Raw genomic sequence first — 19,551 nt, 5'->3', positions numbered from 1 at the left:
GCCTAGAACTGGCACCGGAATTCATCCGATAACCAAGAATGGCGGGCTTCAACGCGCCCTGGCGCCCCCGCCCACGGGAGAACAGTCATGGTGGAAACCATCTCGCATTTCATCGGCGGTCAAAAGGTGGACGGGAAGAGCGGCCGCTTCGGCGACGTCTACAATCCGGCAACCGGTGAAGTCGCCGCGAAGGTCGCCTATGCCAGCCGCGACGAAATCAACGGCTTTGTCCAGAACGCGCTCGCCGCCCATGAGGTCTGGTCCAACACGCCGTCGCCGAAACGCGCCGCGGTCATCTTCCGGATGCGGGAGCTGATGGTCGCCAACAAGGACCGCCTAGCGGAAGAGCTGTGCAAGGAACACGGCAAGACGCTGGCCGACGCCGCGGGTGAAATCCAGCGCGGCATCGACGTCGTCGAATTCGCCGCGGGCGCGCCGCATCTGATGAAGGGCGAGTTCAACCACAATATCGGCGGCGGGATCGATCTGTATTCGATCCGCGAACCGGTGGGCGTCATCGGCGGCATCACGCCGTTCAACTTCCCGGTCATGATCCCGCTGTGGATGGGCGCCATGGCGATCGCCTGCGGCAACGCCTACATCAACAAGCCGTCGGAGCGCGATCCGTCCGCCCCGATGATGCTGGCGGAGCTGTGGAAGGAAGCCGGCCTGCCGGACGGTGTCTGGAACGTCGTGCACGGCGACAAGGAAGCGGTGGACGCCCTGCTGGAACACCCGGACGTCCCGGCGATCAGCTTCGTCGGCTCCACCCCGGTCGGCGAATACATCTATCAGCACGGCAGCGCCCACAACAAACGGGTCCAGGCCTTCTGCGGCGCCAAGAACCACATGGTCATCATGCCGGACGCCGATATGGACCAGGCCGCGGACGCCCTGATCGGGGCCGGTTACGGTTCCGCCGGCGAACGCTGCATGGCAATCTCGGTCGCGGTGCCGGTCGGTGAGGAAACCTCCAAGGCGCTGGTCGACCGCCTGATCCCGAAGGTCCAGGCCCTGCGCATCGGCCCGTACAACGACGCCGAAGCCGACATCAACCCGCTGATCACGCGGCAGGCGAAGGAGCGGGTCGAAAGCCTGATCCAGCGCGGCGTCGACGAAGGCGCCAGCCTGCTGGTCGACGGCCGGGGCGCGACGCTTCAGGGCTATGAAAACGGCTTCTTCGTCGGTGCGACCCTGTTCGATCAGGTCACGACCAACATGGAAATCTACAAGACGGAGATCTTCGGCCCGGTTCTGTCCGTCATGGCCCCGTCCGGCTATGACGACGCGGTGCAGATGATCAACGACCATGAATACGGCAACGGCGTTGCGATCTTTACGCGGGACGGCGATACGGCCCGCGCATTCTCGAATGCGGTCGATGTCGGCATGATCGGCGTCAATGTGCCGATCCCGGTGCCGATGGCGTTCCACAATTTCGGCGGGGCCAAGCGGTCGAAATTCGGCGACACGCAGATGCATGGTCCGGAATCGGTGCGCTTCTTCACGAAGATGAAGACGATTTCCAGCCGTTGGCCGTCGGGCATCAAGGAAGGCGCGCAGCTGGCCTTCCCGACGAACAACTGATCGTCGCCTGAACGACGGAGTTCGAAACGCCCCCGGCCGCCGCGCCGGGGGTTTTTCGTTCAGGCACCCTGCCCTGGGAGAAGCGCCTCGTCCTCCGGCCGTCCGGGAATGACGTTGCGGTCGATGTTCCAGGCGATGCTGATGCGGTGGCCCTCCCCCATATGCGGCGTGACGTAATGCGTCACGAAACTGGGAAAGAGCACCAATGTCCCCGGCTCCAGCGGAGGATAGACCTGCGACGTCACCAGACCCTGCTTGGTCGGACAGCAGCGCTGCACCCGCGGGTCCGAGATTCCCAGCGCGCCGTTGAACTGTTCCCTTTCGCCGGGCTCCGGCGGCAGCAGATGATAGACCGCACTGACTTCCGTCCGGCGATGACCGTGCGGTCCGATATACTCGCCCTTACGGGATACATTGGCCCAGACATCGTCGATATGCGCGGTCTTGGCGCCGGTAATCTTCATGAACGCCTGTTTGACGCGTTCATTCAGCAGCGTGATGGTCGGGCACTGCCATGAACCGAAATCGCGGATCTTCGCACCGCCGCCGCCGATCCAACGGCCCTGTTCGCTGTCCTGTGCCCGGAATTTGGCCTCCGCCTGCAGCAGAGGCTCCTCCAAGAGCTTCAGGATCCGGTCATTGTCCGGAAAGATCGCGACACACACCAAAGGGTCGATATGCTGCAAAATCACATTCTTCGGCCAGACGTCGACCTGCGTCGGCCCGATCGGTACTGTCTTCCTCACCCGTTCCCCCCCGGTCAAGAAGCCCTTATGTTTCGGGCAATATGACCAGCGACCGGCGGGAGGATCAACTATTTGTGATCATCCCGCCGATCCAGAGGGGCATCGCTGCGCCGGCGGCTATGTCCGGTTGATGGAAATCCCGCCATCCGTGAGATATCCGGCCCCGGTCAGGAAACTGGCCGAATCGGAGACGAGGAAAAGCGCCGCATTGGCGATTTCTTCGGGCGATGCACTCCGCTTCAGGGCATGCAGGCCCCGCACGAAATCCAGAACCTCCGCCGAGCCGCCGGTACTCTGTACCGCCATCTCGGTATCGGTCGCTCCGGGAATCAGCGCGTTCACGCGGATGCCCTTCGGTCCGTATTCCGCTGCCAGAACCCGGGTCAGCGCCAGCAGGCCCAGCTTGGCGGATCCGTACGCCGCCATGCCAGGCAACCCAACCGTGTGCCCCGCCACCGAGGAGGTGAACAAGAGCGATCCGCTCCCGGCCGCCTCCATTACCGGAAGCTGATGCTTGGCGCACAGAAAGGCGCCGGTCAGGTTCACTTCCAGCGTATGCCGCCAATCCGCAACCTTCATGTCGGCCGCCGGCCCGAGATTGCCCAGAATACCGGCGTTGTTGAAGCCGATATCCAGCGCACCGAACGTGTCTGTCGCGGTCCTGACCAGCGCCTCGGCGAAGCCTTCGTCACAGACATCGCCAGCCACGAATGCAGCCCGACCGCCGTCCTCACGGATTTCATCCACCAGATCGGACAGTTCCTTCTCCCGGCGGGCGCCGACGACGACGGCGGCCCCTTCCTCCGCAAACAGACGGGCGGCCGCGCGCCCGATCCCGGAGCTCGCCCCGGTGATCACCGCGACCTTTCCTTTCAAACTCGACATGGATAATCCTCCTGATTGATTGATGCGGCGGAGACTGCATGGTTGGCTTCCGGTTCCCCACCCGCTTCTTGCGGGGTTCAACAGAAAGGCGATGCCATGCCGCGGACTGCCCATATCCGATGCGGTTCCGATATCCGCGACGGCCTGATCCAGGCCGGCGTGCCGGGCGACTTCCTCGAATGGAGTGATCCGCTGTGCCGTGGCCCCGTTCCGGCGGGCCTCGACAGAGCCGCCCTGCGGCGGCTCCGGGCCGAATGGATCGCCACACATTGGGAAGCGGATTTCGATGACACTCTGAAGAAGCTGGTGGATCAGGACACCGCTCTGGACCAGCTCGACCGGTACGACCGGGTCATCCTGTGGTTCGAGCACGACCTCTATGATCAGGCGACACTGATGGGCCTGCTGGATCTGATCGGTCATCGGCCGAACCTGTATCTTCTGTCGACCGACCGGCACCCCAATCACGCGCATTTCATCGGATTCGGACAGCTTCACCCGTCCGAGCTGGCGGCCATGACCGGCAGCGAGAAACCGGTTACCCGGCGTCAGATCGACGTCGCTCGGGAAGGCTACGGCCTGTACCGGGCGGCGGACCCGGCCGCGCTGAAGACCTTTGCGGAGCATCGGGAGACCGCCACAGCCATGCCCTTTCTGCCGAAGGCCATCCTGCGGCATCTGGCCGAACTGCCCGGGCAGACGGATGGCCTGTCCCTGACGGAACGCCTGACATTGCAGGCCCTGAAAGACGGAGCGGCGACGCCGGGACAGTGCTTCCGGGATCTGGTCCGGAAACTCGACCCTCAGCCCTTTCTCGGCGACCTGATGTATTGGGAGGACATAACGCGGCTGGCAAAAGCGCCTGAACCCGCCCTCGCCCCGGTCCCGGAGGATTGGCACAGCCCGGTTTCCCTGACGGCCTTCGGCAAGGCGCTGTTGAGGCGGGACGCGAACTGGACCGAGCGGAATCCGCTGGACCGGTGGTGGGGTGGCCGGCGGCTCGCCGCTACCTAGACTGCCTTCGCCAGTTCGTTGGCCAGCGCCCGGATCTCCTTCGCCGCGACGGATGCGCCCTTGGTTTCCAGCGCCGTCCTGCCGCTGACCATGGCTTCGGCGAAGGCGACGCGATTGCCGATCGTCGATTTGGCGACCTTGACCGGATAATCACCCAGCCTTGTGATCATCTGGGCAGTGAGATTGGCGCGCGGCGGCACCCGGTTCAGAACCATGAGTGCGGTGGACTTCTCCTTCGCCGCCAGTTCCAGCGTCGGCTGTGTCGCCCAGACATCCAGCGGGCTGGGTTGCGCGGGGACCAGAACGATATCCGCGGCCCGTACCGCGACACGGGCGTCGGTATCGGCATGCGGTGGGCTGTCGATCAGGATGAAATCGTGAGATTCCGCCAGTTTCTCGACGACGCGCGCGGCACGCCATCCTGTCATGGCCTCGAAGGTCAGACCGGTCCGGTCTTCGCCGAAATGACGTTCCCGTGCCGCGTACCACGCGGCCAGGCTCTGCTGCGGATCGATATCCACCAGCGCCACGGATTTGCGCTTGAGGACCCAGGCAAGGGCCAGATGGGCCGCCAGCGTCGATTTGCCGGCGCCACCCTTTTGCTGGGCAACGGTAAAGATCTTTGCGGTCATGAAAGGCTGACTCCCCCAAAGGCTGGACCGTCCAAGCGTGACATGAATGATCCGGTCCAGGCAAATCCATTTCGCAGGTGCGAAATGACACGACCGGCCCGACCGCCCGGACTTGTCAGCGGTGCCGCCCGGCGGCATAAGCCGGTCATGAGCATTGAACCACGCAAGACAGAGACGATTGCCCTGGACGAAGCTGGCCTGGACCGTGCGGCCAGGACCTTGCGGCGCGGCGGTCTGGTCGCCTTTCCCACGGAAACCGTCTACGGGCTGGGGGCGGATGCGACCGATGATACGGCGACGGCATCGATTTTCGCGGCAAAGGGACGGCCGCAGTTCAACCCCCTGATCGTTCATTTCGCCGACGCCGATGCCCTACGACGGCATGTCGTCGTAACAGACCTGGCGCAGCGACTGTCAGACCGATTCTGGCCCGGGCCATTGACCCTGGTCCTGAAACGGCGTCCGGACAGCGGTCTGTCCCGCCTGGTCAGCGCCGGCCTCGATACCGTCGCAGTGCGGATGCCGGCCCATGGCGGTGCCCGCGATCTGTTGCGCCTGACCGGGCGCCCCATTGCAGCCCCCAGCGCCAATGCGTCGGGGCGGCTCAGCCCCACCGCCGCCGATCATGTCGCGGCCTCCCTGAACGGGCGGGTCGATCTGATCCTGGATGGCGGCGCCTGCAAGGTCGGCGTCGAAAGCACCGTACTGGATGCGACCGGTGAGGCGCCGGTGCTGCTGCGCCCCGGCGGGCTGGCAGTCGAGGCTGTTGAGGAACTGACAGGACGGCGTGTCGTACACAGCCTGCATGAAGAGAACGCGCCGAAATCGCCGGGAATGCTCCTGAGCCATTATGCACCCGGCCTGCCGCTTCGCCTGAATGCCGAGACGGCCAAACCGGGCGAGGCACATCTGGGGTTCGGCGACATCCCGGGGTTGGTCAGCCTCAGTACCGACGGCGATCTTCTGGAAGCTGCTGCGAACCTGTTCCGCATGCTGCACGACCTGGACGTGCCGAGCCGCTATGCCGGGATCGCCGTTGCGCCTGTGCCGGAACGAGGACTGGGACTGGCAATCAACGACCGGCTGCGCCGGGCTGCGACGCGATAGCGATTTTTTCCGACGGAAGCGCGCCGGAAACGCGTCCTTGGGGTCACGAACGGGATGGATCCCCCTCCTCCCCCCTGACCCTGAAGGAGCAACGCGCATGAAGGTTTCCAAGACCAAATCGATCCTGATCGCTGGCGGTATCGGCATGGCCGCGCTGGTGGCCGGCGCCGGCGTCGGCATGGCCAAGAGCGGCCCCGGCGGCTGGGGCGGCTGGGGCCATCACGGCCCGCACGGACATGGCGGTCCGCATTTGGAGCGGATGATCGGGCAGATCGATACCAACGGAGACGGTAATCTGACCGTCGAGGAAATCGCTTCCTTCCGCGACGCTCGGTTCCAGGCCATGGATGCGGACAGCAATGGCGAACTGACGCCGCGCGAGCTGACCGAAGGATTCCGGGCGCTGCATTTCGCTGCGATGGATTCCGATGGAGACGGCCTGATTTCCCAGGACGAGTTCATGGCGGCCGGCAAAGATCGCAACTGGGGCGGCAAACGCTTCTCCTGGATGGACGAAGACGGCAACGGCCGCTTGAACCCCGCAGAAATGGCCGCCATGTCTGAGCGCTTGATGTCTCGCCTCGATGCCAATGAAGACGGTATCATCGACGCTGACGAACTGCAGCAGATGCGCGATCGGCACCACCGCTGATCGGGTGAAATTGCGGATCGGACGGAGACGGCGCAGGATGACACATGATCGGTCACAGGCCCTGTTTCCGTCCGACCGTTTCGCGCATGGTTTGGGATATGGCATGACGGTCAAACCGACCGACACAGCCTCGGCGGAGGCGGGCGACGGAGACCTTCTGGCGGCGGCGGCGCGCGGCGACGGCGCGGCCTTTCGCTACTTGCTCGACCGCTATACCGGACGCGTCTTCGCCAATTGCTATCGTGTCCTGGGGGAGGCCGACGAGGCCGAAGACGCGACGCAGGAAAGCTTCGCACGCCTTTGGAAGGTGCTGGGGCGAAAAACCGGCGCCTCCGCACCGGATCGCGACGCGGGCGGCTGGCTGATGCGCACATCGCGCAACCTGTGCATCGACCGCCTGCGTCGGCGCAAGCGCTGGACGAGCGACGAAAGAGTGCTGGAAATGCAGGCTGATCCGACACCGGGTGCCGAAACGCGGCGCCAGACCCGCGACATCGGTACGCGCGTTCGTGAGGCCCTGAACAGCCTTCCCGACCGCCAGCGCGCCGCCATCGCCATGGTTCATTTCGAAGGATTGCCGCAAACCGAGGCCGCCGTCGCGATGGGGGTCTCTGTCGACGCGCTGGAATCGCTGCTGGCACGCGGGCGCCGCACATTGCGTGCACGGCTGGAACCGGACAAGGCGGATTTGATATGACTTTCGATAACGTACCGGGTCTTCAAGCCGAACAAGGATGGAAACGATGACCGAAGACCGCATCCTGGAACTGATCGCCGCCTATGGCGCCGACCCGTTGCGCTGGCCTGCGGAAGAAAGGGTCGCGGCGCAGAGCCTGATGGCCGCGACCGACGACCCGCGCTTGCGTGCGGCCCTGGCTGAGGCCCGGGCGCTGGATGATCTATTGGCCCTGGCAAGCGTGCCGGACATCAGCCATGAGACGCAGGAGCGGCTGCGCATCGATGCGGCGGCCCCCGTCTCCCCCATCGCCCGGCTGCAGCGCCTGCTCGACTGGCCCGGGCCGATCTGGCAACCGGCCGGCGCGCTCGCAGCCGCTCTCGTTCTGGGTATCTGGGCCGGTGTGGCCAATCCGGACGCCTCGGCCGACATTGCCCGTCTGGGAAGCAGTCCGGCGTCGACCGAAACGACGTCCGGCGAAGGATTCGAACCCTTCATCAGCATGGAGGACAGCCTGTGAGCACCGCACGCAAGTCTTCTCGGATGCGTTGGCTGCTGATCGGGTCGCTGGCGCTCAACCTGTTCCTGATCGGCTTTCTGGCCGTCGGAGCCCTGCGTCATCACTGGCATGACGGGCCGCACCACAAGCCGTTCCGGGAAATGATGCATTTCATGCGAGACCGCGGGCCGGAGCAGCGATTCCTGCGCCACCTCGGTGATGCCGATGCAGCCATCATGATGGCGCTGAAGGAGCGTCACGGCCCTGCCCTGTCCGACGCCTGGCAGGAAAGCCGGAATGCCCGGGACGCCGTGCGGGACCTCATGCGCGCCGGGGAACGCGATCCGGCGGTCCTGCAAGCCGCCATGGAACGCGCCCGGGACAGCCGCAACGCCGCATTCCTGATCCTGGAAGGGCTGATGCTGGATATCGCCGCGCAGCTCTCCGACGAAGGCTACCGTTCCCTCGCCGGCGAGCCGCGATAGGCCCCCTACGCGGCGGTCCAGACGGCCAGTTCGTAGCCTTCCGGATCCGAAAAATGGAACCGCCTGCCGCCGGGGAACTCAAAGGTCGGTTTGACGATCTTGCCGCCCGCCGCCTCGATCGCCGCCTGGCAGGCCTCCAGGTCAACGGCATACAGCACCACAAGTGCGCCGCCCGTCGGCTGCGGCTCGCCCTCCGCGAAGCCACCCTTCATATGCCCGTCGTCAAACTCACAATACGCCGGTCCGTAATCCGTGAAGGTCCAGCCGAACGCCCCGCCATAAAATGCCTTCATCTTGTCGATATCTCGGGTCAGGAACTCGACATAATTGATCTTGCGGTCCTGCGGTTCACGCGCATCCGACATGGTATCCTCCTACCAGCGAAAAGAACATTATAGGGGCAAATTATCAGAACATTAAGGGGGTAAAAAGAGACAATTGCAAAAACAAACGCCCCCGAAGACCGGTTTTCGGGGGCGCGGTACCAGTATACTGATACAGATTTATGAATTTCAAGCGGCGTCGGGCGTCACCCAGGGCGCGGTTTTGGCGCGGGCCGCCTCGAAACTGTCGATTGCTTCGCCCTTCTGCAAGGTCAGTCCGATATCGTCGAGACCGTTCAGCAGGCAGTGTTTGCGGAAGGGATCGACCTCGAACGACACCTCTTCGCCATCCGGATCGACTACGACCTGGCGCTCCAGATCGATGGTGAACATCGCGTTCTGACCGCGATCCGCCTTTTCCATCAGCACATTGACGGTTTCCTCCGGCAGACGGATCGGCAGAATACCGTTCTTGAAGCAGTTGTTGTGGAAGATGTCGGCGAAACTCGGCGCGATTACGCAACGGATGCCGAAATCCTCCAGCGCCCAGGGCGCGTGCTCACGGCTGGATCCGCAGCCGAAATTGTCGCCGGCGATCAGGATCGACGCGTGCCGGTAGGGCTCGCGGTTCAGCACGAAATCGGCCTTCTCGCTGCCATCGTCATTATAGCGCATCTCGTCGAACAGGTTCTTGCCCAGGCCGGAGCGCTGAATCGTCTTCAGGAACTGCTTCGGGATGATCATATCCGTGTCGATATTGATCAGGTTCATCGGCGCGGCGATGCCGGTCATTTCCTTGAAAGGTTTCATGGATCCGTTCTCCTTTTCTTACCGCCCGCGCCGCTTCAGCAGCGACAGGATGAAGGACGGGTCGACGATGTTGATCAGGTCGTCATCGTTGGCCGGGGCCGGGACGTCGACCCGCCAGCCGGCGCTGCGCAGGTCACGGCCGAACAGGCGATCCAGGTGATCTTCGGGAAGTGTGGTTTCGGCGATCATTTCAGATACTCCCGGACGTCCGCCAAGGTGCCCTTGAGCGCGGCGGCAGCGGCCATGCCCGGGCTGACCAGATGGGTTCGCCCACCCCGGCCCTGACGGCCTTCGAAGTTGCGATTGGAGGTCGACGCACAGCGTTCCTGCGGCTTCAGCTTGTCCGCATTCATCGCCAGACACATGGAGCAGCCCGGCTCGCGCCAGTCGAAACCGGCCTCGGTCAGGATGCGGTCCAGCCCTTCCTTCTCCGCCTGTTCCTTCACCAGGCCGGAGCCCGGTACGACCATGGCGTGGATCCCGTCAGCGACCTTGCGGCCCTTTGCGACCGCGGCGACTTCACGCAGATCTTCGATCCGGCCATTGGTACAGGAGCCGATGAAGACCTTGTCGATCTTCACATCGGTCAGCGGCATGCCCGCCTTCAGGCCCATATAGTCCAGGGAGCGTTGCGCCGCCTCGCGCTTGCCGCCTGCGAAACTTTCCGGCGATGGGACGGTGCCGGTGATCGGCGCGACGTCCTCAGGGCTGGTTCCCCAGGTCACCTGCGGCGGGATGTCGGCCACGTCCAGCTCGACTTCCTTGTCGTAGAACGCGCCCTCATCGGACGGCAGCGTGCGCCAATAATCGACGGCCTGTTCCCAAGATTCGCCCTTCGGTGCCATGGTGCGGCCCTTGAGATAATCGAAGGTCTTCTGATCCGGCGCGATCAGGCCGGCACGGGCGCCTCCTTCGATGGTCATGTTGCAGACCGTCATTCGGCCTTCCATCGACAGGTCGCGGATCGCCTGACCGGCGAATTCGATGACATGACCGGTGCCGCCGGCCGTGCCGATCTTGCCGATGATGGCGAGGATCAGGTCCTTGGCGGTCACGCCGGTCGGCAGGGCGCCGTTCACGGTGACGCGCATGTTCTTGGCCGGCCGCTGTTGAAGCGTCTGGGTCGCCAGGACGTGTTCGACCTCCGACGTGCCGATCCCGAAGGCCAGCGACCCGAAGGCGCCGTGTGTCGCCGTGTGGCTGTCACCGCAGACAATGGTCATGCCCGGCAGGGTGAACCCCTGTTCCGGGCCGATGATGTGCACGATGCCCTGGCGGATATCGAACATGTCGAAATAGGGGACGCCGAAATCCTTGGCGTTCTTCGCCAGGGTTTCGACCTGAATGCGGCTTTCCTCGTCGGCAATGCCGCCGGCGCGGTTTTCGGTCGGAACGTTATGATCCGGCACGGCCAGCGTCATTTCCGGACGGCGCACCTTGCGCCCGGCATTGCGCAGCCCTTCGAAAGCCTGCGGGCTGGTCACCTCATGCACCAGGTGACGGTCGATGTAGATCAGGCAGTTGCCGTCGTCCTGACGGTCCACAACGTGGCTATCCCAAATCTTATCGAAAAGCGTCTTCGGCTGGCTCATCCCGGCTGACCTCACATCTCCACCACGAAATTCTGGCAGGCGGATACATCAAATGCCGGGATTTATAAAGGGCATTCCGCATCTTAGCGCGGACGGACGCCCATCAGACGTGGCAGCGGCCTGAAATGACGTCGCGACGAAAACGGCGGCCACGCCGGGAAAACATTGTAATTCTTACACTTGCCCCGATAGGGACGCCGCTAATCTCGGACGGTTGCGTCCATGACGATCAAACTGTGTTGCCGCGACAGAAACGCCTGGCGAAGCAGCATCTGAGGCAAGGATAGTGGTCGCAGCACACCATATCGCCCTGGCCCCGGACACAGAAAGGCGCATCGGGAGGCCTTGCGGCTTCCCGATGCGCGCCCTGTCACGAAGCGTCGTGTAGGACGGTCTTAGGCGTCCGTCTTGTCGCCGACGTAACGGCCGTTTTCCATGCCGCGGCCGGTGGTACGCTCAACGATACGGGCCGACTTGCCGGCGCGGCCGCGCAGGTAGTACAGCTTCGCGCGGCGGACCTTGCCGCGACGCACGACGTCGATGCCTTCGATCCGCGGGCTGTACAGCGGGAACACGCGTTCCACGCCTTCGCCGTAGGAGATCTTGCGGACGGTGAAGTTGGAGTTCACGCCGGCATTCTTGCGGCCGATGCAAACGCCTTCGAAGGCCTGGACACGTTCACGCGTGCCTTCGACGACCTTCACGCGGACACGGACGGTGTCACCCGGAGAGAATTCCGGCACCGCTTCGCCCGCGGCCAGCTGTTTTTCAACCTGCTCGGCATTCAGCTGTTCGATAATGTTCATGACTGGGTTCCTTTCCTGCAAAAATCCGTGCGTTCAGCACGCAACGTGTTTCGACCCGGTATGGCGGGCCCAAAGATCCGGCCGGCGCCGCTGTGTGACGGCTTCGGCCTGGGCCCGTCTCCAGGCCCGGATATTCTCGTGATGACCGGACAGCAGGACTTCGGGCACCGCCCGTCCGTCCCATTCCGCCGGCCGCGTATATTGCGGGTATTCCAGCAACCCGCTTTCGAAGCTTTCCTCGTCCAGGGATTCGCGCGACCCGAGATAGCCCGGCAAGAGACGCAGCACCGCGTCCAGCATCGCCAGGGCCGCCGGTTCGCCGCCGGAAAGAACGAAATCGCCGAGGCTGACCTCCTCGATCTCCCACTTGTCCAGCACCCGCTGATCGACGCCCTCGTACCGACCGCACAGGATCTTCAGCCCCGGCCCCTCGGCCCAGTCCCGCGCCGTCGCCTGGTCGAAGACCCGGCCACGCGGCGAGAGATAGACCATCGGGCCCGGACGGTCCGACACGGCGGAGATCGCCGCATCCAGCACGTCCGGCCGCATCACCATGCCGGCCCCGCCGCCCATCGGTGCATCGTCCACCGTCTGATGACGGTCGGTGGCGAAGCCCCGAATGTCCACGGCGTCCATCTGCCAGACTCCCTTCTCCAGCGCCTTGCCGGCAAGGGATTGGCCGAGGAACCCGGGGAACATTTCCGGGAACAGGGTCAGGGTCGTGACGGTCCAGGGAGCGGTCATGGCTTTACGCGGCCCCCTCTTCGTCGTCGACCGAAACCGGCGGCACGACCGTCAGCCGCCCGGCGTCGAGATCGACCTCCGGCACGACATCCAGAGTGAAGGCATAGAGTTCGGCCCGGCCTTCGCCATCCACGATTTCCAGCATGTCGCCACTTCCGAATTCGTAGATTGCCCGCACCGTTCCCAGCGCCTGCCCTTCCGGGTCGACCGCGTCGAGCCCGATCAGGTCGGCATGGTAGAACTCGCCCTCTTCCTCCGTCTCCGGCAGGAGATCGCGGTCGAGATGCAGTTCCGTCCCGCGCAGCGCCTCGGCGGCATTGCGGTCGGAACAGCCGGCGATGGCGGCCAGGATCTGCCCCTTTACCTCACCCTTGACCGTCAGGTCGAAGGTCACGGTGCCCGACGCGTCGGTCAGCGGCCCATAGGCGGTCAGGTCGGCGGGATCGGCGGTGAAGCTCTTCACACGCACGAGGCCGCGCACGCCATGTGCGCCGGTCACGACGCCTACGACGAGTTTGCGCTTCGCCATCATTCCGATCCCATCCGGCATGATCCGTTCCGTCCGGTCGCGTCGACCTTACGAGGCAGCTTCTTCGGAAGCAGCTTCTTCAGCCGGGGCTTCCTCGGCCGGAGCGGCAGCAGCTTCAGCGGCTTCCGCCTCAGCGGCGGCGGCAGCTTCAGCAGCTTCGCGGGCTTTTTCTTCGCGCTCGCGGATACGCTCCTGCTCTTTCGCCTTCGGCTGGTTCTTCTTGGTCTGCGCCGGAATGGCCGGCTTTTCCAGGACCCCGGCTTCCGCCAGGAAGCGGTGCACACGCGGCGACGGCTTGGCGCCGACCGACAGCCAGTGACGGGCACGGTCGAGGTCCAGCTTCAGACGCTCATCGTGGTCCCGGTCGACCATCGGGTTGTGGAAACCGATCTTCTCGATGAAGCGGCCATCGCGCGGGGCACGGGAATCCGCGACCACGATGCGGTAGAAGGGGCGCTTCTTCGCGCCGCCACGGGACATCCGGATCTTAAGGCTCATATGTGTTCTCCAGTTTACTGAAACGTCATACTCGGTTGTCGTAAGGTCGAAATCGCGTTCGACCGGCTATTTCTTCGGGAACCCGGGGGGAAACCCGCCCATCCCGGGAGGCAGGTTGCCGCCCCCCAATCCACCGCCGGGACCACCCAGCCCCGGGAGTTGTCCGCCGCCGGGCATGCCGCCCTGGCCGCCAAGAAGCGCGCCCATGTCTCCCATGCCGCCGGGAAGCTTGCCCTTCTTCCCCATCTTGGAGACCTGCTTCATCATCTTGGACATCATCTGATGCTGCTTCAGCAGCTTGTTCACATCCTGCACGCTGGTCCCGGAACCGGCCGCGATACGGCGCTTGCGCGAGGCATGCAGCACCTTCGGCTGGCGCCGCTCCTGCGGAGTCATGGAGGAGATGATCGCCTCCTGCCGCAGCAGCGCCTTCGGATCGACATTCGCGCCGGCCATCTGCTTCTTGATCTTGGCCACGCCCGGCAGCATCCCCATCAACCCTTCCAGACCGCCCATCTTGCGCATCTGCTTGAGCTGAGACGCCATGTCCTCAAGGTCGTATTCGCCCTTCTGCATCTTGCGGGCGATCTTCTCGGCCTCTTCCTGCTCGATCGTCTCGGCGGCCTTCTCGACCAGGGAGACAACATCGCCCATGCCCAAGATACGGCCGGCAACGCGATCGGCACGGAAGACCTCGACCTCGTCCATCTTCTCGCCGGTGCCGAGAAACTTGATCGGCTTTCCGGTGACATGACGCATCGACAACGCCGCCCCGCCACGGGCATCGCCGTCGACACGGGTCAGCACGATACCCGACAGGCCAACGCGGTCCTGGAAACTCTTCGCAACCGTGACGGCGTCCTGACCGGTCATGCTGTCGGCGACCAGCAGCGTTTCACGCGGCGCGGCGGTATCCCGCACTGCGGCAACCTCGGCCATCAACTGCTCATCGACATGCAGACGACCGGCAGTATCCAGGAAGACCACATCATAACCGCCCAGCCGCGCGGCATTCAGCGCGCGCTTGGCGATATCGACGGGCTGCTGACCGGCCACGATCGGCAGGGTCGCAACACCGGTCTGCTCACCCAGGATCTTCAACTGCTCCTGCGCCGCCGGACGATAGACGTCCAGCGAGGCCATCAGAACCTTCTTCTTGTCCTTTTCCGTCAGGCGCTTTGCCAGCTTCGCCGTGGTGGTCGTCTTACCCGACCCCTGCAGACCGACCATCAGGATCGCGAAGGGCGGCTCGCCGATCAGGTTCAGGTCCTGATCGTCCGTCTGCAGCAGATCGACCAGGGCGTCGTGGACGATCTTGACGACCTGCTGTCCGGGCGTAACCGATTTCAGGACCTGCTCACCAAGGGCCTTTTCCTTGACCCCGTTGATGAACTCCTTGACCACCGGCAGCGCGACATCAGCTTCCAGCAGTGCGATCCGGATGTCGCGCATGGCGGCATCGACGTCGCTCGCCTTCAGCGAACCACGCCGTTTCAGGGCGTCGAATACACCCCCCAACCGATCTGACAGCGACTCGAACATCCGTACCCTCTATACCGAACCAAACCCTGTGCGCATGCGGATCAGACAGGTCACAACGCAAAACGCGCCGGTGCGCGAAACTCGCGGACCGGCGGGGCCCCTCGGGACCGAGTGCTTCAGCACTGCCTGATATGGCGCGGGTTCTAGGCCCAAACCGCCGCGGCGTCAAGCCCGCGACGGGACACTGGTCCCGGATTGCCGCCTACCGCCGCCGGAACGCGCCCGGGCCATACACCGAAAATATGCAAAAAAACAGATTCACTATTTCGCATTGCACTGGCGCGGACTCGCGGGTGATACTCGGCCAGATTTAATCGGGAATCCAATATGTCTACGATTAGTAGGGTTAATGCCCGTCAGCCCACCGATATCGACCGGCATATCGGCGCGAACCTCAAGCGCATCCGGCGGCAGCGCCGCCTGACCCAGGTCGAACTGGGGGAAGCCGTCGGCTTGAGCTTCAAGCAGATTCGAAAATACGAATCCGGCGAGAACCGGATTTCGGCGGGCGTGCTCTATCTGGCCGCGGAGACCCTAGGTGTCGATATCGAGGATTTCTATGCCGGATTGCCGATGATCCATAGCGACGGCGCCGCCCCCCGGGACAGCGAAGCGGTGGAACTCCGTCGGCTGTTCCTGCAGATCCGGGACCCGCGCGAACGACTGAGCTATCTGCGACTGATCAAGGAAATCGGCGACAGCGGTCTGTTCCGGTAACAGCCAGGGACGACAGAGTGAAATTGCGCGAAACGCCTCGCGCCCCTATAAGACGCCACGGCTCGCCCCATATAGGGGGCCGACATTGTAAAGACCGGTGGAGCGCGAACGTGCTGGCGTTTCGGAAAATGCATGGATTGGGGAACGACTTCGTCGTGCTGGATGCACGGACGGAGGCCATTGCATTACCCGAAGCACGGGTCAGGCTGATCGGCGACCGACGACGCGGCATCGGCTTCGACCAGCTACTGGTGCTGGAGCCGCCTCGGGACGGCAGCGCCGACGTCTTCATGCGGATCTACAATCCGGACGGCAGCGAAGCCGGCGCCTGCGGCAACGGAACCCGCTGCGTTGCGCATCTGCTGATGGAGGAAACCGGCACGGGCTCCTGCATCATCGAAACACGCCGCGGATTGCTTTCCTGCCGCCGCCAAGGTGAATTCATTTCGGTCGATATGGGGGAAGCACTGCTGGACTGGCAGGACGTCCCGCTGGCCGAGGAGACCGACACCCTGCATCTGCCGATTCAGCAGGGTCCGCTGCGTGACCCGGTCGCTGTGGGTATGGGCAACCCCCATTGCATTTTCGTCGTCGACGACGCCGAAGCCCCCGATCTGGAGTTGCTGGGACCGATGGTCGAGCATCATCCGATGTTCCCGGAGCGGACCAATGTCGAGGTCGCGTCCCTGCGGCCGGACGGATCCCTCCGGCTGCGCGTCTGGGAGCGCGGGGCCGGCATCACCCTGGCCTGCGGGTCCGGGACCTGCGCCACGGTTGTGGCGGCGCACCGTCGCGGGCTCGTCAACGCCCGGGACACCGCAGTGCAGGTCCACGTCGATGGCGGCCTGCTGGAAATCCAGTGGCGCGACGACGGCCATGTGATCATGACCGGCCCGGTTGCAACAGCGTTTCACGGTGAGGCGAACCTGTGAGCGCCGGACCCGAAATCGTCACTTTCGGCTGCCGCCTGAACGCCTTCGAGTCCGAGGCGATCCGGGAACTGGCGCAAGATGCCGGTCGCGAAAACCTGATCGTCGTCAATACATGCGCGGTCACGGCCGAAGCCGAACGACAGGCGCGCCAGACGATCCGAAAGCTGCGCCGTGAACGCCCCGACGCGGAGATCCTGGTCACCGGCTGCGCCGCGCAGATAACGCCCGACGCATTTGCAGCCATGCCGGAAGTGACGCGCGTGGTCGGCAACCGCGAGAAGCTGCAGGCGGAAACCTATGGCGGGGTGGCCGAAGAACGGGTGCGTGTCGATGACATCATGTCGGTCCGCGAGACCGCCAACCACCTGATTTCAGGCTTCGGCGGCCGGGCCAGAGCCTTTGTTCAGGTTCAGAACGGCTGTGATCACCGCTGTACTTTCTGCATCATTCCGTACGGCCGCGGAAACAGCCGTTCCGTCCCTGCCGGCGAAGTGGTCGAACAGATCCGGACCCTGGTCGAAGGCGGTGTGAAGGAGGTCGTACTCAGCGGCGTCGACATCACGTCCTACGGCGCCGATCTGCCCGGCAAGCCAAGTCTGGGACTGCTGGTGCGGCGAATTCTGAAGCTCGTGCCGGAACTGCCGCGCCTGCGCATCTCCTCCATCGACTGCATCGAGATGGATCCTGACCTGATCCGGGCGGTCGCGGAAGAGGAGCGCCTGATGCCCCATCTGCATCTGTCACTCCAGGCCGGGGACGACATGATCCTGAAACGCATGAAGCGCAGACATTCCCGCGACGACGCCATCCGGCTGACCGATACGTTGCGGGACCTGCGTCCCGGCATCGTCTTCGGGGCCGACCTGATCGCGGGGTTCCCGACCGAGACCGACGCGATGTTCAAGAACACGCTGCGTATCGTCGAAGAATGCGGTCTGACATGGCTGCACGTTTTCCCCTATTCCGAACGCCCCGGTACGCCGGCCGCGCGCATCCCGAAACAGGTTCCCAAGGCGGAACGCAAGGCACGCGCCAAGGCATTGCGTGAGGCCGGGCAACGGGCCGAAGCCGCCTATCTGGCCGGTCTGGACGGCGGCGAAGCAACCGTGCTGATCGAGCAGGACAATTCCGGTCACAGCGAAGGTTTCGCACCGGTTCGGTTTACCGACACGGTTCGCGACGGCAGTCTGATCCGCGCCCGTCTGCGAACCGGCCGTGACGGCCGGGTGACCGGCACGGCATTGGCCGCCTGACCACAGAACGGATCGTCACACTTCAACGCAAATCGGTAGGTTCATGGCCCTCAACTGGTTCCAGAAGATCAAGCAAGGCCTGACGAAGACGTCGTCACGGCTGACCGATGGTGTCGCCAGCATCTTCACCGGCAAGCGACGTCTGGACGATGCGGCGTTGGAGGAACTGGAAGACGTTCTGATCGCCGCGGATCTGGGACCTGCGATGGCTGCGCGGATGACGGCGGAGCTGGCCCGTAACCGGTTCGACAAGGAAATCACCGATCAAGAAGTGCGCGAAGCCTTTGCTGCCCACGTGACCGCGGTTCTGGAGCCGGTTGCGAAGCCGCTGGAACCGGTGCCGGACAGAAAACCGCACGTCGTGCTTGTCGTCGGCGTCAACGGCTCCGGCAAGACGACGACGATCGGGAAGCTGGCGAAGCGCTATCGGGAACAGGGCCTTTCGGTCATGCTGGCGGCCGGCGACACGTTCCGTGCGGCCGCAGTCGAGCAGCTCAAGGTCTGGGGCGACCGCACGGGCGTTCCGGTCGTTTCCAGGGAAACCGGCACCGATGCCGCCTCCCTCGCCTTCGAGGCCCTCAAGGAAGCCCGGGAAGCCGGCGTCGATATTCTGCTTATCGATACGGCGGGTCGCCTGCACAACAAGTCCGACCTGATGCAGGAATTGCAGAAGGTCGTACGGGTCATCGGCAAGCAGGATGAAAGCGCCCCGCACGATACCGTCATGGTTCTGGATGCGACCGTCGGACAGAACGCCCTGCAGCAGGTCAGCGTCTTTGGCGACATGGTCAAGGTCACGGGCCTCGTGCTGACGAAGCTGGACGGCACGGCAAAGGGCGGCGTGCTAGTCGCGCTGGCCGACCGGTTCGGCCTGCCGGTCCATGCAATCGGTGTCGGGGAGCAGGCCGACGATCTTCGGCCCTTTGAGGCGCGGGACTTTGCCCGCGGTCTGATGGGGCTCGAATAGATCCGACAGAACGCCCTTCAGTTGCCCGGGATACGGTAAACCATCATCGGCAGCATGCGTCCCGGAATGACTTCCGACGGGGCCTCACCGACCCGGCGCGCGCCCATCCGCTCATAGAATGCCTCCGCGTCCGGATCGGACTCGATCACCATGCTCTCGCACCCTGCGTCGGCGGCCGTCTGCGCGGCCCAATCGAAAAGGGCGCGGCCGACACCCAACCCCATCACCTGCGGGTCGACAAACAGCTTCTCCAGCGAGGCATGCCTGCCGAGCGAAACGACTTCACAGACACCGAACAGATCATCCGTTCTGTCACATTGCGCCGCCATCACCTGGCCGTTCGCTATTCTCTCCGGCGTAAAGGTCAACGCCTCAACGCATTTGGCCATGAAGTCCGGACCGTAGCCCCAATGCGCCTTGGATCTCAGCATGAGTTCGGACAGATCGGCGCTTTCATCCGGCCTTGCCGGACGCAGTCTGAACGGCGCTGTCATCGCAACATTCCCGTAGTTCATTCCCTAACCGCCAAATATGTCGCTGCGGCAACAATATCCA

General features: G+C 64.0%; 24 protein-coding genes. 11 read left to right on the top strand and 13 right to left on the bottom strand.

Translation table 11 applies throughout. The features are described from left to right. Positions 1 to 90: 90 nt before the first annotated feature. Positions 91 to 1,587 carry a CoA-acylating methylmalonate-semialdehyde dehydrogenase gene (locus tag R8L07_15435; GenBank protein MDW3206929.1) on the top strand — a complete coding sequence of 499 codons (1,497 nt, stop codon included), beginning with the start codon at positions 91 to 93 and terminating at the stop codon, positions 1,585 to 1,587. A gap of 59 nt (positions 1,588 to 1,646) precedes the next feature. Here the strand turns inward: R8L07_15435 and R8L07_15430 are convergent, their stop codons facing one another. After that, on the bottom strand, positions 1,647 to 2,333 hold the full coding sequence (locus tag R8L07_15430; GenBank protein ID MDW3206928.1) for a putative 2OG-Fe(II) oxygenase: 687 nt from the start codon (positions 2,331 to 2,333) through the stop codon (positions 1,647 to 1,649). Positions 2,334 to 2,450: 117 nt separating this feature from the next. Next, positions 2,451 to 3,218: an SDR family oxidoreductase gene (locus R8L07_15425; protein MDW3206927.1), complete on the bottom strand. Its 768-nt coding sequence runs from the start codon at positions 3,216 to 3,218 to the stop codon at positions 2,451 to 2,453. Positions 3,219 to 3,314: 96 nt separating this feature from the next. On the opposite strand from R8L07_15425, the gene R8L07_15420 reads away from it, so the two are divergent. Next, on the top strand, positions 3,315 to 4,232 hold the full coding sequence (locus R8L07_15420) for a DUF1835 domain-containing protein (GenBank protein ID MDW3206926.1): 918 nt from the start codon (positions 3,315 to 3,317) through the stop codon (positions 4,230 to 4,232). Here R8L07_15420 and parA read toward each other — a convergent pair. Beyond that, complete coding sequence (parA, locus tag R8L07_15415; GenBank protein MDW3206925.1) at positions 4,229 to 4,864, bottom strand: ParA family partition ATPase; 636 nt, start codon at positions 4,862 to 4,864, stop codon at positions 4,229 to 4,231. The two genes, R8L07_15420 and parA, sit on opposite strands and share 4 nt — an antisense overlap. A 147-nt stretch (positions 4,865 to 5,011) precedes the next feature. On the opposite strand from parA, the gene R8L07_15410 reads away from it, so the two are divergent. The 5 genes from R8L07_15410 to R8L07_15390 all read left to right on the top strand — a co-directional run bounded on the left by R8L07_15410 (position 5,012) and on the right by R8L07_15390 (position 8,283). Beyond that, a complete protein-coding gene (locus R8L07_15410) occupies positions 5,012 to 5,971 on the top strand; it encodes an L-threonylcarbamoyladenylate synthase (protein MDW3206924.1) in 960 nt (319 codons plus the stop codon). A 97-nt stretch (positions 5,972 to 6,068) separates the two neighbouring features. Continuing rightward, positions 6,069 to 6,623 (top strand): EF-hand domain-containing protein, encoded by a 555-nt coding sequence (locus R8L07_15405; GenBank protein MDW3206923.1) that lies wholly within the window; start codon positions 6,069 to 6,071, stop codon positions 6,621 to 6,623. A 37-nt stretch (positions 6,624 to 6,660) separates the two neighbouring features. After that, positions 6,661 to 7,320: a sigma-70 family RNA polymerase sigma factor gene (locus R8L07_15400; GenBank protein MDW3206922.1), complete on the top strand. Its 660-nt coding sequence runs from the start codon at positions 6,661 to 6,663 to the stop codon at positions 7,318 to 7,320. Between the two features lie 46 nt (positions 7,321 to 7,366). Next, positions 7,367 to 7,819 (top strand): hypothetical protein, encoded by a 453-nt coding sequence (locus R8L07_15395; GenBank protein MDW3206921.1) that lies wholly within the window; start codon positions 7,367 to 7,369, stop codon positions 7,817 to 7,819. After that, positions 7,816 to 8,283, top strand: a complete 468-nt coding sequence (locus R8L07_15390; GenBank protein ID MDW3206920.1) for a periplasmic heavy metal sensor — start codon at positions 7,816 to 7,818, stop codon at positions 8,281 to 8,283. Before R8L07_15395 ends, R8L07_15390 begins: the two co-directional genes overlap by 4 nt. A gap of 5 nt (positions 8,284 to 8,288) precedes the next feature. Here R8L07_15390 and R8L07_15385 read toward each other — a convergent pair whose 3' ends face one another. The 9 genes from R8L07_15385 to ffh form a co-directional block, all read right to left on the bottom strand. Next, positions 8,289 to 8,648 (bottom strand): VOC family protein, encoded by a 360-nt coding sequence (locus R8L07_15385; GenBank protein MDW3206919.1) that lies wholly within the window; start codon positions 8,646 to 8,648, stop codon positions 8,289 to 8,291. Between the two features lie 147 nt (positions 8,649 to 8,795). Beyond that, positions 8,796 to 9,416 (bottom strand): 3-isopropylmalate dehydratase small subunit, encoded by a 621-nt coding sequence (leuD, locus tag R8L07_15380; protein ID MDW3206918.1) that lies wholly within the window; start codon positions 9,414 to 9,416, stop codon positions 8,796 to 8,798. 18 nt (positions 9,417 to 9,434) lie between these two features. Continuing rightward, positions 9,435 to 9,605: a hypothetical protein gene (locus R8L07_15375; protein ID MDW3206917.1), complete on the bottom strand. Its 171-nt coding sequence runs from the start codon at positions 9,603 to 9,605 to the stop codon at positions 9,435 to 9,437. Continuing rightward, on the bottom strand, positions 9,602 to 11,008 hold the full coding sequence (gene leuC / locus R8L07_15370; protein MDW3206916.1) for a 3-isopropylmalate dehydratase large subunit: 1,407 nt from the start codon (positions 11,006 to 11,008) through the stop codon (positions 9,602 to 9,604). The genes R8L07_15375 and leuC overlap by 4 nt, the downstream gene beginning before the upstream one ends. 395 nt (positions 11,009 to 11,403) lie before the next feature. Then, positions 11,404 to 11,814: a 50S ribosomal protein L19 gene (gene rplS, locus R8L07_15365; GenBank protein ID MDW3206915.1), complete on the bottom strand. Its 411-nt coding sequence runs from the start codon at positions 11,812 to 11,814 to the stop codon at positions 11,404 to 11,406. A 33-nt stretch (positions 11,815 to 11,847) separates the two neighbouring features. Further along, on the bottom strand, positions 11,848 to 12,558 hold the full coding sequence (trmD, locus tag R8L07_15360) for a tRNA (guanosine(37)-N1)-methyltransferase TrmD (protein ID MDW3206914.1): 711 nt from the start codon (positions 12,556 to 12,558) through the stop codon (positions 11,848 to 11,850). A 4-nt stretch (positions 12,559 to 12,562) separates the two neighbouring features. Beyond that, the gene (gene rimM, locus R8L07_15355; protein MDW3206913.1) at positions 12,563 to 13,108 is read right to left on the bottom strand and encodes a ribosome maturation factor RimM; all 546 of its coding nucleotides are present in this window, start codon (positions 13,106 to 13,108) and stop codon (positions 12,563 to 12,565) included. 27 nt (positions 13,109 to 13,135) lie between these two features. After that, complete coding sequence (gene rpsP, locus R8L07_15350; GenBank protein ID MDW3206912.1) at positions 13,136 to 13,585, bottom strand: 30S ribosomal protein S16; 450 nt, start codon at positions 13,583 to 13,585, stop codon at positions 13,136 to 13,138. Positions 13,586 to 13,651: 66 nt separating this feature from the next. After that, entirely contained in the window at positions 13,652 to 15,127 is a 1,476-nt protein-coding gene (gene ffh, locus R8L07_15345; GenBank protein ID MDW3206911.1) for a signal recognition particle protein, read from the bottom strand. A gap of 327 nt (positions 15,128 to 15,454) precedes the next feature. Between ffh and R8L07_15340 the strand changes: the two genes are divergently transcribed. The 4 genes from R8L07_15340 to ftsY all read left to right on the top strand — a co-directional run bounded on the left by R8L07_15340 (position 15,455) and on the right by ftsY (position 18,996). Continuing rightward, positions 15,455 to 15,844 carry a helix-turn-helix transcriptional regulator gene (locus R8L07_15340; protein ID MDW3206910.1) on the top strand — a complete coding sequence of 130 codons (390 nt, stop codon included), beginning with the start codon at positions 15,455 to 15,457 and terminating at the stop codon, positions 15,842 to 15,844. A gap of 128 nt (positions 15,845 to 15,972) precedes the next feature. Beyond that, complete coding sequence (dapF, locus tag R8L07_15335; GenBank protein ID MDW3206909.1) at positions 15,973 to 16,776, top strand: diaminopimelate epimerase; 804 nt, start codon at positions 15,973 to 15,975, stop codon at positions 16,774 to 16,776. Continuing rightward, a complete protein-coding gene (gene mtaB, locus R8L07_15330; GenBank protein MDW3206908.1) occupies positions 16,773 to 18,029 on the top strand; it encodes a tRNA (N(6)-L-threonylcarbamoyladenosine(37)-C(2))-methylthiotransferase MtaB in 1,257 nt (418 codons plus the stop codon). Before dapF ends, mtaB begins: the two co-directional genes overlap by 4 nt. Positions 18,030 to 18,072: 43 nt before the next feature. After that, positions 18,073 to 18,996 carry a signal recognition particle-docking protein FtsY gene (ftsY, locus tag R8L07_15325; GenBank protein MDW3206907.1) on the top strand — a complete coding sequence of 308 codons (924 nt, stop codon included), beginning with the start codon at positions 18,073 to 18,075 and terminating at the stop codon, positions 18,994 to 18,996. A 17-nt stretch (positions 18,997 to 19,013) separates the two neighbouring features. Here ftsY and R8L07_15320 read toward each other — a convergent pair whose 3' ends face one another. Continuing rightward, positions 19,014 to 19,490 carry a GNAT family N-acetyltransferase gene (locus R8L07_15320; protein ID MDW3206906.1) on the bottom strand — a complete coding sequence of 159 codons (477 nt, stop codon included), beginning with the start codon at positions 19,488 to 19,490 and terminating at the stop codon, positions 19,014 to 19,016. Positions 19,491 to 19,551 lie beyond the last annotated feature (61 nt).

Source organism: Alphaproteobacteria bacterium, from assembly GCA_033344895.1.
Classification (GTDB): Bacteria; Pseudomonadota; Alphaproteobacteria; order UBA8366; family Aestuariispiraceae; genus Pacificispira.
This window is presented reverse-complemented; position numbering and strand designations above follow the sequence as displayed.

Bases quoted from the DNA above. Each gene is read 5' to 3' on its own strand.
- R8L07_15425 (MDW3206927.1), bottom strand. From the start codon at position 3,218: ATGTCGAGTTTGAAAGGAAAGGTCGCGGTGATCACCGGGGCGAGCTCC.
- R8L07_15420 (MDW3206926.1), top strand. From the start codon at position 3,315: ATGCCGCGGACTGCCCATATCCGATGCGGTTCCGATATCCGCGACGGC.
- parA (MDW3206925.1), bottom strand. From the start codon at position 4,864: ATGACCGCAAAGATCTTTACCGTTGCCCAGCAAAAGGGTGGCGCCGGC.
- R8L07_15410 (MDW3206924.1), top strand. From the start codon at position 5,012: ATGAGCATTGAACCACGCAAGACAGAGACGATTGCCCTGGACGAAGCT.
- R8L07_15405 (MDW3206923.1), top strand. From the start codon at position 6,069: ATGAAGGTTTCCAAGACCAAATCGATCCTGATCGCTGGCGGTATCGGC.
- R8L07_15400 (MDW3206922.1), top strand. From the start codon at position 6,661: ATGACACATGATCGGTCACAGGCCCTGTTTCCGTCCGACCGTTTCGCG.
- R8L07_15395 (MDW3206921.1), top strand. From the start codon at position 7,367: ATGACCGAAGACCGCATCCTGGAACTGATCGCCGCCTATGGCGCCGAC.
- R8L07_15385 (MDW3206919.1), bottom strand. From the start codon at position 8,648: ATGTCGGATGCGCGTGAACCGCAGGACCGCAAGATCAATTATGTCGAG.
- leuD (MDW3206918.1), bottom strand. From the start codon at position 9,416: ATGAAACCTTTCAAGGAAATGACCGGCATCGCCGCGCCGATGAACCTG.
- R8L07_15375 (MDW3206917.1), bottom strand. From the start codon at position 9,605: ATGATCGCCGAAACCACACTTCCCGAAGATCACCTGGATCGCCTGTTC.
- leuC (MDW3206916.1), bottom strand. From the start codon at position 11,008: ATGAGCCAGCCGAAGACGCTTTTCGATAAGATTTGGGATAGCCACGTT.
- rplS (MDW3206915.1), bottom strand. From the start codon at position 11,814: ATGAACATTATCGAACAGCTGAATGCCGAGCAGGTTGAAAAACAGCTG.
- trmD (MDW3206914.1), bottom strand. From the start codon at position 12,558: ATGACCGCTCCCTGGACCGTCACGACCCTGACCCTGTTCCCGGAAATG.
- rimM (MDW3206913.1), bottom strand. From the start codon at position 13,108: ATGCCGGATGGGATCGGAATGATGGCGAAGCGCAAACTCGTCGTAGGC.
- rpsP (MDW3206912.1), bottom strand. From the start codon at position 13,585: ATGAGCCTTAAGATCCGGATGTCCCGTGGCGGCGCGAAGAAGCGCCCC.
- ffh (MDW3206911.1), bottom strand. From the start codon at position 15,127: ATGTTCGAGTCGCTGTCAGATCGGTTGGGGGGTGTATTCGACGCCCTG.
- R8L07_15340 (MDW3206910.1), top strand. From the start codon at position 15,455: ATGTCTACGATTAGTAGGGTTAATGCCCGTCAGCCCACCGATATCGAC.
- dapF (MDW3206909.1), top strand. From the start codon at position 15,973: ATGCATGGATTGGGGAACGACTTCGTCGTGCTGGATGCACGGACGGAG.
- ftsY (MDW3206907.1), top strand. From the start codon at position 18,073: ATGGCCCTCAACTGGTTCCAGAAGATCAAGCAAGGCCTGACGAAGACG.
- R8L07_15320 (MDW3206906.1), bottom strand. From the start codon at position 19,490: ATGACAGCGCCGTTCAGACTGCGTCCGGCAAGGCCGGATGAAAGCGCC.